This is a genomic window from Allocoleopsis franciscana PCC 7113 (assembly GCF_000317515.1).
GTDB classification, from domain to species: domain Bacteria; phylum Cyanobacteriota; class Cyanobacteriia; order Cyanobacteriales; family Coleofasciculaceae; genus Allocoleopsis; species Allocoleopsis franciscana.
In genome coordinates this window covers 7,302,900-7,316,884 of the sequence record NC_019738.1, presented here as the reverse complement: position 1 = coordinate 7,316,884, position 13,985 = coordinate 7,302,900, and the positions used below count along the sequence as shown (strand labels likewise).

The 13,985-nt window shown below is 46.1% G+C and carries 11 protein-coding genes; 6 read left to right on the top strand and 5 right to left on the bottom strand.

All coding sequences use genetic code 11. The features are described from left to right. Positions 1-206 precede the first annotated feature (206 nt). Positions 207-1,400: a histidine kinase gene (locus MIC7113_RS30110; RefSeq protein ID WP_015185974.1), complete on the top strand. Its 1,194-nt coding sequence runs from the start codon at positions 207-209 to the stop codon at positions 1,398-1,400. A 79-nt stretch (positions 1,401-1,479) separates the two neighbouring features. Here MIC7113_RS30110 and mutY read toward each other — a convergent pair whose 3' ends face one another. The 3 genes from mutY to MIC7113_RS30095 form a co-directional block, all read right to left on the bottom strand. Further along, entirely contained in the window at positions 1,480-2,589 is a 1,110-nt protein-coding gene (mutY, locus tag MIC7113_RS30105) for an A/G-specific adenine glycosylase (protein ID WP_051055837.1), read from the bottom strand. A 109-nt stretch (positions 2,590-2,698) separates the two neighbouring features. Beyond that, entirely contained in the window at positions 2,699-3,043 is a 345-nt protein-coding gene (locus tag MIC7113_RS30100) for a DUF760 domain-containing protein (protein ID WP_015185972.1), read from the bottom strand. A 233-nt stretch (positions 3,044-3,276) separates the two neighbouring features. Beyond that, on the bottom strand, positions 3,277-4,236 hold the full coding sequence (locus MIC7113_RS30095; RefSeq protein WP_015185971.1) for an RNA polymerase sigma factor, RpoD/SigA family: 960 nt from the start codon (positions 4,234-4,236) through the stop codon (positions 3,277-3,279). A 467-nt stretch (positions 4,237-4,703) separates the two neighbouring features. Between MIC7113_RS30095 and MIC7113_RS30090 the strand changes: the two genes are divergently transcribed. Together MIC7113_RS30090 and MIC7113_RS30085 are read left to right on the top strand one after the other, a co-directional pair. Beyond that, positions 4,704-5,342, top strand: coding sequence for a histidine phosphatase family protein (locus MIC7113_RS30090; protein WP_015185969.1), 639 nt, complete (start codon positions 4,704-4,706; stop codon positions 5,340-5,342). Between the two features lie 171 nt (positions 5,343-5,513). Next, positions 5,514-6,554 (top strand): glucokinase, encoded by a 1,041-nt coding sequence (locus MIC7113_RS30085; protein ID WP_015185968.1) that lies wholly within the window; start codon positions 5,514-5,516, stop codon positions 6,552-6,554. Positions 6,555-6,632: 78 nt separating this feature from the next. Here MIC7113_RS30085 and MIC7113_RS30080 read toward each other — a convergent pair whose 3' ends face one another. Both MIC7113_RS30080 and MIC7113_RS30075 read right to left on the bottom strand, forming a co-directional pair. Next, on the bottom strand, positions 6,633-6,905 hold the full coding sequence (locus MIC7113_RS30080) for a hypothetical protein (protein WP_015185967.1): 273 nt from the start codon (positions 6,903-6,905) through the stop codon (positions 6,633-6,635). A gap of 259 nt (positions 6,906-7,164) precedes the next feature. Further along, positions 7,165-8,436, bottom strand: a complete 1,272-nt coding sequence (locus tag MIC7113_RS30075) for an ABC transporter substrate-binding protein (protein WP_051055995.1) — start codon at positions 8,434-8,436, stop codon at positions 7,165-7,167. Positions 8,437-8,736: 300 nt separating this feature from the next. Here MIC7113_RS30075 and MIC7113_RS30070 point away from each other — a divergent pair, with 300 nt between their 5' ends. The 3 genes from MIC7113_RS30070 to MIC7113_RS30060 all read left to right on the top strand — a co-directional run bounded on the left by MIC7113_RS30070 (position 8,737) and on the right by MIC7113_RS30060 (position 13,980). Beyond that, positions 8,737-9,135: a response regulator transcription factor gene (locus MIC7113_RS30070; protein ID WP_015185965.1), complete on the top strand. Its 399-nt coding sequence runs from the start codon at positions 8,737-8,739 to the stop codon at positions 9,133-9,135. 167 nt (positions 9,136-9,302) lie between these two features. Next, on the top strand, positions 9,303-12,239 hold the full coding sequence (locus tag MIC7113_RS37845; protein ID WP_015185964.1) for an ATP-binding protein: 2,937 nt from the start codon (positions 9,303-9,305) through the stop codon (positions 12,237-12,239). Further along, positions 12,217-13,980: an EAL domain-containing response regulator gene (locus MIC7113_RS30060; RefSeq protein WP_015185963.1), complete on the top strand. Its 1,764-nt coding sequence runs from the start codon at positions 12,217-12,219 to the stop codon at positions 13,978-13,980. The genes MIC7113_RS37845 and MIC7113_RS30060 overlap by 23 nt, the downstream gene beginning before the upstream one ends. Positions 13,981-13,985 lie beyond the last annotated feature (5 nt).

The window sequence follows — 13,985 nt, the reverse complement described above, 5'->3', positions numbered from 1 at the left end:
GATGGAGAGAACCCAACAGAGGAGCGGGTTATGTATAGGAAGTTTCCACTCGGTATCAAATTTAACCTTAGTTAGTGTAAGTAGTGCCGAAAATCTAAAATAGATATTAAATTGTAAGGAAGATCAAACCTCCAGACCACGTATAGTCGCTCTTAGCCTTTTGTCAAAGTATTACCTGTTTGTCCCACGTGCTAACACCCAATTGCATGCAGGCAGCTCTTGAAAAGTATGTCGATTCGGAAGAACCACTACAGTTACTGCTGTTTGTGGATCACCAGATCAGTTCTCGAAAACATATCCAGCGAATCCAGAGTTATCTCAAAACCTTGAGGGAAGACTATCCTTTTGAACTCAAGGTGGTGGATGTTGGAGAACAGCCTTACTTGGCTGAACACTATAAGCTTGTGGCAACCCCAGCGCTGATTAAGGTTCATCCCAAACCCAGGCAAACCCTTGCGGGCAGTAATTTAGTTGCTCAACTCAAAAACTGGTGGCCTCGATGGCAGCGTTCTGTCGAGGAACATCAATCGACGATGGCCCAAGCTGTTGCTCTACCGTCATCTCATAGCTCATCGAACGCCTTACAGAGAGTGCCAGCAGCACCCAGTTCCATTACCTCTTCGATCGAGCTAATTAGACTTTCTGACGAAATCTTTCGCCTAAAACAAGAAAAAGAAGAACTCCTGGAACAGCTACGTTTTAAAGAGCATGTGATATCCATGTTGGCACATGACCTGCGGAGTCCTTTAACGGCAGCCTCCATTGCTATGGAAACCCTGGAATTAGAGCATAAACCCAAAGAAGGTTGTACCACTGAGTTGACACCTGCCCTAAAAGCGCGTCTGCTTAAGCAAGCTCGTAGTCAATTTCGCAGCATGGAGCGGATGATTACGGATCTGCTTGAATCGGCAAGGGGAAACAGCTCTGAATTCAATCCCCGGCCTAAAAAGCTGCAAATGGGAACACTGTGTGAGGATGTTTTGGCTCAGATGAAAGAGCAGTTTCAGCTTAAGTCTCAACAGGTGGAAACCGACATCCCACAAGATTTGCCCTGTGTCTATGCAGATGAAGAGTTGGTACGACAGGTACTGGTGAATTTGCTGGATAATGCCAACAAGTACACACCTGTTGACGGCAAAATACAAGTTTCCATCCTGCACCGAACCACTCAAAAAATTCAAGTGAGTGTTTGCGATAATGGCCCTGGTATTCCAGAAGAAAATCGCGATCGCATTTTTGAAGGCCACTTTCGTCTCAAACGAGACGAAGCCAAAGAAGGATATGGTTTGGGTTTATCCCTCTGTCAAAAAGTGATTCGTGCCCATTACGGTCGGATTTGGGTAGAATGCGCTCCCAAAGGTGGAGGCTGCTTTCACTTCACCTTACCGATTTATTTATAAAGCACACTCTGAAAACCTAAAACCTTGTGCCTTTTTTCAATAAAGTCAACCACCTCTAGAGGCGATCAGTTTTAGTGATTCATTCAGCATTTTGCCGTAGAGCAGCGATAATCTGAATGTTGGCTTTTGGAAAAGGAAATTGATCAATTTCCTCTAACGTCACCCAGCGAATTTCATCACATTCAACGGGTTGGGGAATCCCGGAAAGGTGACGGCAATGATGCACGTTGAGGGTAATGCTAAAGTGGCTGTAGGCGTGATTGATCGTAATTAAGCGATCGCCCACCTCAATCTCAATGTTCAGTTCTTCCTGAATTTCCCGTTTAATACATTCTTCAATTGTTTCACCTGGCTCAATCTTGCCACCGGGAAACTCCCACAAACCTCCCAACAGTCCCTCAGGGCGTCGGCGGTCAATTAAAATATGCCCTTGTTCGTTCCAAATTACGGCAACACCAATCGTTTTGTGGGGCAAAGGAGAAGAAAGTTCACGCATGGGTAACTGGGATTGAATACCTAAATTGTATGCCTGACATGAGTCTTTCCAAGGGCAACTTGTGCAATTAGGGTTTTTCGGTGTGCAGACGGTTGCCCCCAAATCCATCAGCGCTTGATTGAAGTCTCTGGGATGTTCTTTATCCAGCAAGGCTTCAGAAATTTGCCATAGCTGTTTCATCGCTTTAGCCGGTGGTACAGATAAAGCCACTAAGCGCGTCAGAACTCGTTTAACATTACCATCCAGAATCGCTACGGGCTGATTAAATGCCGCGCTGAGAATTCCACCGGCTGTTGTTGGGCCAATTCCAGGTAAAGCCAAGACCTCTTGTAGCTGTCTGGGAAAGACACCACCGTATTCTTGCACAATTTTTTGTGCCGCCCGATGTAAATTACGCGCACGGCTGTAATATCCTAATCCTTCCCAAGCTTTCAGTACTTGTTGTAAGTTAGCCACTGTCAGTGATTCAAGGCTGGGAAATTGCTCCAACCAACGGTGATAATACGGGATAACGGTTTTAACTTGGGTTTGCTGAAGCATAATCTCAGACACCCAAATCTGATAAGGATCGCGACAGCGCCGCCAAGGTAAGTCTCTACCCGATTGTGCATACCAACTCAGGAGCAATTGCCTCTTTAAATGCACTCCGCAAGAACCTGGATTTGGGAGTTTTAATTGTTCTTTCTCCTCCATAATCGAAACCGACAGATCAGAACTTGACCCTGTCGGTGTTCGCTGTTGTTGCACTTACCGTGATTCCTTGAAACTTATGGAAGTATTAAATACTAACTCACCCACCCACTTATTGAGCAGAATCTGAAGGATGAGCTTCCAGCATGTGCAAAGACTTTTCAAAAACCATGCGCTGTTCAGCGTTACGCAGGAAATATCCACTCATCATGGCTGAAGCGAGGAGACGCCCTAAATTTTCACGGCTGGTATTGATCGTTACACTAAAGTGTTCTGAGGGTAGGTTTCCCATCATTCCTACAATATTTCGCTCCATTACCTGAAAGACTTCTGGAGACATGGGCTTAGAAAGATGAGCAATCGTTTCTGGACTCATTGACTGCACATATTCCCAGAGTAAGTTGGCGTTAGCCTCACTTTCAAAAAACTCTGAACCCTGGTTAGATGTATTTTTCACGTTGTACCTCCTAGAAATTGTTCGCTCTCCTGTTTCCACTCCGGGAGAAACGAGTTGTTACTTTTATCTCTACTTTGTATGTCTGTGTCAATTAATGTAACAAGAGCGAACCAATAACACAGTGGGTGGAACCGAACCAGATACATCGGATTCTTTTACCTGTTGGGGTTACAGGTTACAGGTAAAGTTGTAAGGTTAAGTTTTTAGGGTTCCAACCTTCAACCTTCAACCTGCTAGCTAGCCGCGATATACTCTCGTATATCCCCTTTGCGCTTGCGAAGTTTTGAGAGTGCTTCCCGTTCGATTTGTCGGACTCGCTCCCGGCTGATATTCAGGCGATCGCCAATTTTGGCTAAAGTCATGGGTTGCCCATCTTCTAAACCAAACCGGAGTGCCAGTACTTCCCGTTGCTGAGCCGTTAAATCCGCCATCAGCTTCTCTAAGTCCACTTGCATCGCGGAATGAGTCACAAAATCTTCTGGCGAGGGACCCGTGTCTTCCAGCAACTCGACCAATTCTGTATCTTGATTATCACCGACGCGCAGATCCAAGGAGAGGGGTTGACGTGCCCGTTCCAAATACTCTCGCACTTGTTTGGGGGTCAAATCCAATTCTTGGGCTAACTCACCGACAGTCGCGGCTCGTCCCAGATTTTGTGCTAGATAGCGCTGAGCCTTTTTGATTTTGTTGAGTTTCTCAGTAATATGGATTGGTAGTCGGATTGTGCGACCTTTTTCCGCGATCGCTCTGGTGATTGCCTGCCGAATCCACCAATAAGCATAGGTGGAAAACCGATAACCCTTGGTAGGGTCAAATTTTTCCACACCTCGCTGCATCCCAATCGTTCCTTCCTGAATCAAGTCCAGTAGGTCTACATTGCGCTTAATGTACTTTTTAGCCACTGAAACCACTAGGCGCAAATTGGCTTCTACCATCTTGCGCTTGGCTATTTCACCAGCATTAATGTGAGAGTTTAACTCGCTAGGCGAAAGTTCAGCGGCTGTTGCCCATTCTTCAAGGGTTGGCTCATGACCAAGCTCTTGCCATAGAGATTCTTTCATGTCTTGCAAGGCTGTTAACCGCTGCACCTGCTTTCCATAAAGAATTTCCTGCTCATGGGTCAGTAACGGTACGCGCCCAATTTCTCGCAGGTAAGTACGAACTAGGTCTGTAGAGGTTTGAGCAGTTTTCATAGAGCTCGATCTAGTATAAATGGATGTAATGTAAACAGGTTGATTTTGAGGCTCGGTTCACCAAAGGCACTGGTGAACTTTATCTCTATGAGAAAAAATTAATTTATGTTTCATGATTGGTTACGGCTTGCCGAGGAGAACATGACAAGCATTATAGCCAGCCTGCTTTCGGTACAACCAATCTGCTGGTAAGGCGAGCACATCAGTTTCCGCCTTTCCCTGCATGAGCTTTGTCATAAAAGTTTTTGATTGAGCCGTACAACCTTAATTATTGTAACATTTATTAACAAAAAGAGAAGATCTATATTAAATCAGCCCAATAGTACTGTTTTAGGAAGACCAGGGTTTGTATAAGCGTACCCAGGCAGGCTGCAAAAGATTGCATCCTGGAAAACAAAATGAGAGAAAGCTGACAAGCGTGACCCTAATCTTAATATCTCCGTCTCCGCAGTATAGAGCCTAAGTGCATGACCCAAACTATCTGGATCGCCAGACACGGAAACCGCCTGGACTTTGTGAACCCCGAATGGTTTAACACCGCCAAGCGACGTTACGATCCCCCTCTTTCTGAGGACGGCATTGAACAAGCGAAGCAACTCGGTCAACGCCTTGTTGGGGAAGGCATCGTGCATATTTTCGCCTCACCCTTTTTGCGAACCGTGCAAACAGCGAATGAAGTCGCGAATATCTTGGATTTACCCATTCAGCTAGAATCCGGTTTGAGTGAATGGCTCAATCCAGATTGGATGTCAACGGTGCCCGAACGAATGCCTATTGCAGAACTGCAAGAACACTTTCCCCGCATCAATCCCAGTTATACTTCTCGCGTGATGGCTCACTATCCAGAAACCAATGAGATGGTGCTGCAACGAACGGCTCAAACCGTACAGTGTTTAACGGCTGAATTCTCAGAAGACATCCTACTGGTTGGTCACGGCGCTTCAGTGGTGGGCTGTACGCAGGGACTCGTGGGTGGAACCCCTGAAGTGAAAGCCTCTTTGTGCTGCTTGGTTAAACTTGTGCGCCAAGAACAAGAATGGGTCATGGAACTCAACGGTGATACGTCTCACCTTAGTCACCATGAACAAGTCATCCGATTTCACTAGAGAGAAATGTGGAGCAATGTAGTAACAGAGCATGGCAAAACATCCTTTTAGGCTCCCCTGTGTTCGACGCAGGGGAGGGTCAATGAACCTTTCTTGCGGCGGACTTTACAATTTTCTGTTCCATGGCAAAATGCCTGTGGTAAGGGATACACAGGGGGAGAATCTCCATAAATGACATTACTATTGGCAGGAGATATCGGTGGGACTAAAACGATTCTGCGTTTGGTAGAGGAGTCCCCAGGGTCATCCTGGCAAACTCTTCACGAGTCGCGTTATCTCAGCCGCGACTTTCCCGACTTAGTGCCCATCGTGCAACAGTTCTTGTTGGCAGCGAAGCAACAGTTGGGTATGAGCCTTCGCCCGGAAAAAGCTTGTTTTGGGATCGCAGGCCCTGTGGTGAACGATACCTGTGTCCTGACTAACCTGGCTTGGTTCTTGGACGCTAGACGTTTAGAACAAGAACTCGACATTGCCAAAATCCACTTAATTAATGATTTTGCGGCGGTGGGTTACGGTATCCTCGGCTTAAAAGACAAAGACCTGTACACGCTACAAGCGGCAACCCCTCAAGTCGATGCACCTATTGCAGTGATTGGTGCAGGTACCGGTTTAGGAGAGGGATTTTTGCTCCAGCAGGCAGGAGGTTATCAAGTCTTTGCTTCCGAAGGCGGTCATGCTGACTTTGCTCCCCGCAATGAGCTAGAATTTCAGCTCTTGCAATACTTACGGGATAAGTATGATATTCAGCGTATTTCCGTTGAGCGAGTGGTGTCCGGTCAAGGGGTAGTTGCACTTTACCAGTTTCTCAGAGACCGTCAGGTAGCCCAAGAATCGCCAGAAATTGGGGAGATGGTTAGAACCTGGGAACGGGAGACAGGGCGCACGGAGAAAAGTGTAGACCCCGCCGCCGTAATCGCTCAAGCGGCTTTAGAAAAGCGCGATCGCCTCTGTGAGCAAACGTTACAAATGTTTGTTGACGCTTACGGTGCTGAGGCGGGTAATCTTGCCTTGAAACTGCTGCCCTATGGGGGTCTGTATGTAGCTGGAGGCATTGCAGCCAAAATCTTACCTTTGATTCAAGAGGGTAATTTCTTGCGGGCATTTGGTCAAAAAGGTCGGGTAAGTCCTTTACTCGAAAAGGTGTCAGTCCATGTCGTATTGAACCCCCAAGTTGGGTTAATTGGCGCGGCTATTTGTGCCTCTAGAATTTGATAGATAGTGGTTTTAGCCCAATAGAGTTTGATTCAAAATACAAAATGATAGTAGATGAACCTCTGATTGGGCTATTTCTTAAGCTGCCAGGTTGGGTTCTTGATCGGGAACCGCGAACTCACCCGGTAAGTCTGACAATTCATGAGAAAGAATATTTTGAGTTTCTAACTCTAAGCCTAGAGGAAAGACGAACAGTTCTTTGTCATGCCGCATTGCCTTACGGTAAAGCGAGATCGCCTCATTCAAGCAAAAACAGGTCATCGGAATCCATAAATCGCTGTGAAAGTAGACCACAACTCGATTTTTTGCCTTTTCTCCTACGGGGAGCGGATTTTGCCAAGGTGAACTCATGAACACAAGATCTTAAAGGTTAGTATTGTATAGGTATCTTTATCTACCTTTATGACCGTAATACATACGTATTACTACCTATCCTTCGTTATATGTCGAAAGTTAGATTTTTTCCTGGTCACTCTGTATACTCGGCAACAAAATAACGATTCTTGTAGTCGGAAAGGAAAATTTGGCATCTGTCATTAGCACAGGCTTGAGCGCCTAATCCTAGTAACTTACAAGTAGAAGTCAGCGTTACTACCCGCGTGTTGACTTATCAGAAAATTAGGTTTAGCTGTCGCTGGGCTTTTTCCAGTGCCTGCGTGGGAGAAGTTTTACCCAAGAGTACAGCCTCGATCGCACGTCCTAAATGCTCAGAAATCCGAGGGTAGCCCTTCAAGATAGGACGCGATCGCCCAAATTCCGCTTGCTCCAAAAACACCTTGACGATGGGTTGCTGCTCCACAAAGCCTTGATAAGCTTTATTTTGACGTGCCTTAAGATTGACAGGCAGATAGCCCGTCCTCATCGCCCACTGAGTCTGAAACTCTTGTCCCATCACATACTCAGCAAAGGTAAAAGCCGCCCGTTCCCGTTCAGGAGTTGTTTTAAACAAGAATAAATTCTCACCGCCGATCACCGTCGCCTGTCGTGCGGCAGATGGCATGGGAAAAACGCCGAAATCAACACCTGTTGCTTGTAACTGTCCCAACGTCCAAGGGCCAGAAAACTGCATCGCGACCTTACCTGCAAGGAAGCCATCCATCTCATATCCTCGCTCTGGCAGCGACAATAGGGCTGAACCGTCCTTCATTAAATCCTGCCAGAATTGCAGCGCCGCGATCGCTCCTGGATTGACTAAATTTACACCGGCTCTCAACTCACCACCCCCACTCCACATAAATGGTAGCCACATAAATACCGTCCACTCACCCTTACCCAAAGGCAAAAGTATCCCATGCCGATCCACTCGACCATCACCATCAAAATCGCCAGTGAGTTTTTTCGCGACTTGCCGCAACTCCTGCCAAGTCTTGGGTAGTTGGGTAATCCCTGCGGCCTTCAACAAAGAGGGACGATAAAAAATTCCCGCATTATTTGTCCCAAACGGCACCGACCAGATATGACCCAAAAACTCCATAGATTCAAACAAGGCTGGATCAATTTCGCCCTTGACAGATGAAGTTGCCAATAGATCATCGAGAGGACGAATGGCATTCAATTCCACCAACTGTCCCGTCAGGGTGGGGTTAAACCACAACATATCAGGAGGAACATTGCCAACAACACTGGCTAAAACTTTGGGTGTCTGCTGGTCTTCTTGCCCCACGTACAGCGATGTCACCTGAATATTGGGATGCTGACGATTAAATTGAGCAACTAACTCCTCTAAAACATTACGATTATGAGGAGGGTTTACCCCCTGCCATAACGTTAGGTGAATTCTACCCGGATCATCCGGACGCCCCTGTAGCTGACATCCTCCCAAGATCAATAGGCAAATCCCCAACGCGAACCATGGGGATATACGGAACCCAAAAGTTTTCATTTTTTTTGCAAAAGTTTGAGCTTTCTCGCCTGCCATAGCCATAGAGCGACAAATCGCGACTAAATACAAGCGTAAATTTACTGAGAACTCGTCAGGAAGAAAAGCACATACCCCCGTAATTTCCACGAGGGATTGTAATACGTACCTATGCAACAATTTAATTTACGAGAAGCAACTCATAATCAGAGGGCTATTGCCGTTCACACCTTACGAAATTGCCGGAATAGAGCGAGTGAGTGTAGGCAGGATATTTCGCTTCCAACGGACAATCACACGACTAACGACCAATGGAGAAAACGAATGACAAAGATTTTGGTCATTGAGGATGAGGAAAGCGTCCGAGAAAATATTGTGGAATTGCTAGACGCCGAGGGATTTGAGGCACTAGCCGCGAAAAATGGTCGCATGGGTCTGTTGGTAGCCCACGAAGAACGACCCGATCTGATCTTGTGCGATATCCGAATGCCGGAACTCGACGGCTACGGGGTTCTCACTGGATTACGCTCTGAACCGACGACAACGTCAATTCCGTTCATCTTTCTCAGCGCCAAAGCCGCCAAAACGGACTTGAGCCTGGGTCTAGAATTGGGCGCTCATGCTTATATTACCAAGCCGTTTACCCTCGTGGAATTGCTAGACACGATCGAGCAAGTACTGCTGGACGCGGCATCGCCAGCCGCTCCAATCGAGAGCAGATAAGTAGCTAGAACTGAATAGGTATGGGGATTAGGCCGATAGGGCAGAAAGTGACGAGAATTAATCCCAAATACTATCTGTTAACTCTCTACCCTTTGACTTGACCGACAGCCCAACCGCCTATTCCGCTGATCTTCCAGTCCTCGAACGCTCTCCATCTGTTGCGACTTATGGCTACCTCATCTAACCCTCTATCCATCCATCCCACCCTGGAGCAGGAGGCGATTGACTCTCCGTTTCTCACCATCCAGGCGGCAATGATTAACCAAATTGCTCAAGCGACACTGGGGAGGTTGGTTCTCGATGACGTGCTGCACTCGATAACTCAACAGCTACAAGATACTTTGTCAGTGAGTGGCTGTTTAATGATTCAATCTGACGGTACGCCAGGTAGGACGGTAGAGGACGAGTTCGGACATGGCTTAGCGGCGCGATCGGAGAAGGTGGCAATCGCTCAACAAAATACTAAAGTCATTTCGGCTGAATATCTCTCTGATTTATGCGGTCAGGTTTACCAGTTCTATCATTCCTGGCTGAGTCAAGGAAAATCGGTCCGTTTCCCTGGCACGGGTGAACCAATCCCACCCGAAATTCAGGATGCGCTCCAAGAAAATAGCCTCTCTAGAATCTTGATTGTGCCCTTATTGCACTCCTCAACGTACCTCGGTGGGATACTCCTGTATCAGGTGGAGAATCAACGGGAATGGGTCGATCAGGAAATCGCTTTTGTGCAAGCCATTGCCGATCAATGTGCGATCGCCTTAGCCCTTACTAAGCTAGTACAGCACTCTGCAACGGAACTCACACAACGGCAAGAGAGCGAAAGAGCCTTGCACGAAAGTCAGAGGTTATTACAAGCCAGTGTTGCCCGAAACCATGCCTTGTTAGAAGCAATACCCGACGCAATATTTCGCGTGAGGCGAGATGGTATTTATTTAGATGGGAAAGCTGCCAAGCAGGATATTCTATCGGTTTCTACGATTGAAATCATTGGGCAACATTTGCATCAAGTCTTACCAACTGAGGTGGCTGGACTGATTTGGCATCACATTGAGCTAGCTCTTGAAACTAATGAGATGCAACTGGTTGAGTATCATCTTTGGGTCAATGGTAAATCTCATCACTTTGAAGCTCGGATTATTAACAGTGGAACTGATGAAGTGGTTGTGATTGTACAAGATATCACCGAGCGTGTAGAAGTACGAGTTGCCCTCGAACAACTCAATGATGCCTTGGAAATCCGAGTGGCAGAGCGCACAGCGGCTTTAAGCGAGGCGAACCGCATTCTCAGAGCCGAGATCATCGAGCGTCACAGAGCACAGGAGCAACTCAAGGACAGTGAAGAGCGGTTTCGCAATTTAGTCGAAACTAGCAGTGATTGGGTATGGGAAGTTGATGAAAATGCGGTTTATACCTATGCCAGCCCAAAGGTTGAGAGCTTGTTAGGTTACAAAGTTTCAGACGTTTTAGGCAAGACGACGTTTGATTTTATGCTACCCCAAGAGCGCCAGCGTGTTACTGACTTTTTGGCTCAACTTTCTGCCTCGCGCCAACCCTTCACCTGTCTGGAAAACACCAACATCCATAAAGACGGTTATCTTGTGGTTCTCGAACGCAGTGGTGTTCCGATTTTTGATGCTAAAGGTATATTTCGGGGTTATCGCGGGATCGATCGAGACATCACTAAACGTAAGGAATCAGAGAAAGAAGTTCAGTTCTTGCACTCAATCACACGGGCAATCTTTGAGTCCCAAGACTTTTATGCCGCTCTTAGCATAGCCCTCCAGAAAGTTTGTGAAGCTACGGGCTGGGATTTTGGCGAAGCTTGGGTGCCGAAAGCCGATGGGACTGTACTCGAATGCAGTCCTGCCTGGTTCAGCAAGACCAAGAGCCTAGAGCCGTTCCGCATCGCCAGCGAGTCGTTGACATTTGCTCCCAATGTGGGTTTACCCGGACGAGTTTGGAGTAAGCAAAAGCCTGAGTGGCGACGTGATGTATCTGCTGAGTCCGATCAAGTTTATCTGCGTGCTCAGCTCGCCAAGGAAGCCGGTCTCAAAGCTGCATTGGGAATTCCGTTGCTGACCACTGATGGAGTTCTCGCGGTTCTCGTCTTTTATATGTTTGAATCCAAGGACGAAGACCAACGATTAATTGAATTGATTGCGGCTTCAACCGAATTAGGTTTAATGATTCAACGCAAGCAGGCAGAAGGGGAAATTCGTAAGGCGTTGGAAAAAGAAAAGGAACTGACGGAACTTAAATCTCGCTTTATCAGCATGACCTCTCACGAGTTTCGGACACCTCTGACTACGATTCACTCTTCTGCTGAATTATTGGAACATTACAGCTATAAATGGACAGAAGAGAGAAAACTGACTCATCTGTATCGCATTCAATCATCGGTCAAACACATGACCAAGCTATTGAATGATGTCTTAATCTTGGGCAAGGCAGAAGCGGATAAGATTGAGTTAAATTTAGTTGCTTTGAATTTAGAAGATTTCTGCCATAATTTAGTAGAAGAATTGCAACTCAATGACAATAGTCAGCATAAAATTATTTTTACTTGTGGCTGGCGATTGGGGACTGATCAAAGGAAAGTCGGCAAGGGAAAAAACAGGGCTGGGATGCATCTAACGATCGCACCGATGGAGAATTTCTCAACTCCAGTTCACCAGGAAAAAGGCACTCTTGCTCCCGGACTACATCCCGCTACGCTAAAATCTCCTCAGTCCTACATGGATGAGAAATTATTGCGGCAAATTTTAGAGAATTTGCTGAGTAATGCAATTAAGTACTCTTCTAGCGGTAGCCCTGTTGAGTTTACACTCAGCTACTTGGAAACACAGGTTGTTTTTCAAATCCGTGATCGTGGTATCGGAATTCCGATCGAAGATCAACAGAGATTATTTGAAACCTTCCATCGGGCAACGAATGTCGGCACCATTGCAGGAACAGGTCTAGGTCTGGCAATCGTTAAAAAGTGTGTTGATGTCCACCAAGGTCAGATTGCCGTGGAGAGTGAAATCGGGGTAGGCACTACGTTTACAGTCACACTACCAATCTACAACTTGGAACCCGTTCATGAAAAAAATTCTTGTGATTGAAGACGAAGATTTCGTCCGGGAAAACATTCTAGACCTTCTCGATGTGGAAGGATTTGAGGCTATTGGTGCAGAAAATGGTCAAATCGGTCTCAGTTTAGCAAAAAAAATGATTCCTGATTTGATTTTATGCGATGTGATGATGCCAGGATTAGACGGTTACGGCGTTCTGACAGCGATACGTCAAGATGCCCTCATGGCTTCGATTCCTTTTATCTTTTTAACGGCGAAAGCGGCGAAAGCAGATTTTCGTCAGGGAATGGAATTAGGAGCTGATGATTATATTACCAAACCGTTTACAAGAGCAGAACTGTTAGGTGCGATCGCCAGTCGATTGAAAAAAAAAGCGGCTCTCGAAACTCTGTACCACACCGAACTCCAACAAGCCAAAGAAGAACTCAATTACTTAATTCACCATGACAGCTTGACTCACTTACCGAATCACCTTTCATTGCGAGAGCAGTTTAAGCAGCTACAACCCAAAGACACCAGCGATGAGAAATTAGTAACCGTTCTATCTCTCGATTTAGACCGATTTAACCAAATCAACGATAACCTGGGTCAAGCTGTGGGTGATGTATTGCTTAAAGCCGTTGCTGATCGGATCAAGGCTTGTGTGGGCAGCCCCGGTATAGTAGCTCGCTTAAATACCACTCAATTTGCCATTATCCGAGCGTTTGATCGGCAAGGTGACTGTCCCACGCAATACAAAAGAGAGGTAGGTAATCTTGCTCAAACTCTTCTCAATAGTCTCTCCCAAACCTTTGAGTTAGCCAATCAAGAACTGTTTATCACCGCTAGCATTGGCATTGCTCTTTACCCCCGTGATGGTACAGAGATTGAACAATTGCTCAATCATGCCAATACGGCATTGACTCAAGCCAAGCAACAGGGAGGCAATCAATATCAGTTTTACACCACTGCCTTTAACATTGGCTCTTCAGATCGTCTTGCCTTACAGAGCAGTCTCCGACATGCCTTGGAACGCCACGAACTTTTGCTTTACTATCAACCTCAAGTGAGTCTGAAAACGGGAGAAATTGTTGGTGCCGAAGCGCTCGTGCGTTGGCAACATCCAGAGCGGGGTCTGATTTCACCCGATAAGTTTATCCCAATTGCGGAAGAAACCGGGTTGATTGTCCCCATTGGAGAATGGGTATTGAAAACCGCTTGCCAGCAAACGAAAATCTGGCAAAATGCTGGTTTTAGTCATTTACGGATATCCGTTAACTTATCAAGCCGTCAATTCAGTCAAATTGATTTACGCCATCAGTTAGTGGCTATCCTCATGGAAACAGGACTAGACCCTAAATATATCGAATTAGAACTCACTGAAAGCATGTTGGTACATAATACAGAAGTGGCAATTCGGAGGTTAAATGCCTTAAAGTCTCTCGGAGTAGAAATCGCCATTGATGATTTTGGCACCGGATATTCTTCTTTAAGTTACTTGCAGCAATTTCCTTTTGACATCTTAAAAATTGACCGCTGCTTCATCCATAAAATTACGGACAATCCCAACAATGCAGCCATTACCAAAGCCATCATTGAAATGGCAAAAACTCTAAATCTCAAATTGATGGTAGAAGGCGTCGAAACCGAATCCGAACTCTCTTTTGTTTGCCAAAATCAGTGTGATGGAATGCAAGGTTATTTGTTCAGTCGTCCATTGCCGAGCCATGATTTTGCACAATTACTCAAGAACAATAAGCGTTTACCACTTCCCATTAACTCAACTAAATAGAGGAT

Coding starts and splice junctions, on each gene's coding strand:
- MIC7113_RS30110 (WP_015185974.1), top strand. CDS start 207: ATGCAGGCAGCTCTTGAAAAGTATGTCGATTCGGAAGAACCACTACAG.
- mutY (WP_051055837.1), bottom strand. CDS start 2,589: ATGGAGGAGAAAGAACAATTAAAACTCCCAAATCCAGGTTCTTGCGGA.
- MIC7113_RS30095 (WP_015185971.1), bottom strand. CDS start 4,236: ATGAAAACTGCTCAAACCTCTACAGACCTAGTTCGTACTTACCTGCGA.
- MIC7113_RS30090 (WP_015185969.1), top strand. CDS start 4,704: ATGACCCAAACTATCTGGATCGCCAGACACGGAAACCGCCTGGACTTT.
- MIC7113_RS30085 (WP_015185968.1), top strand. CDS start 5,514: ATGACATTACTATTGGCAGGAGATATCGGTGGGACTAAAACGATTCTG.
- MIC7113_RS30080 (WP_015185967.1), bottom strand. CDS start 6,905: ATGAGTTCACCTTGGCAAAATCCGCTCCCCGTAGGAGAAAAGGCAAAA.
- MIC7113_RS30075 (WP_051055995.1), bottom strand. CDS start 8,436: ATGAAAACTTTTGGGTTCCGTATATCCCCATGGTTCGCGTTGGGGATT.
- MIC7113_RS30070 (WP_015185965.1), top strand. CDS start 8,737: ATGACAAAGATTTTGGTCATTGAGGATGAGGAAAGCGTCCGAGAAAAT.
- MIC7113_RS37845 (WP_015185964.1), top strand. CDS start 9,303: ATGGCTACCTCATCTAACCCTCTATCCATCCATCCCACCCTGGAGCAG.
- MIC7113_RS30060 (WP_015185963.1), top strand. CDS start 12,217: ATGAAAAAAATTCTTGTGATTGAAGACGAAGATTTCGTCCGGGAAAAC.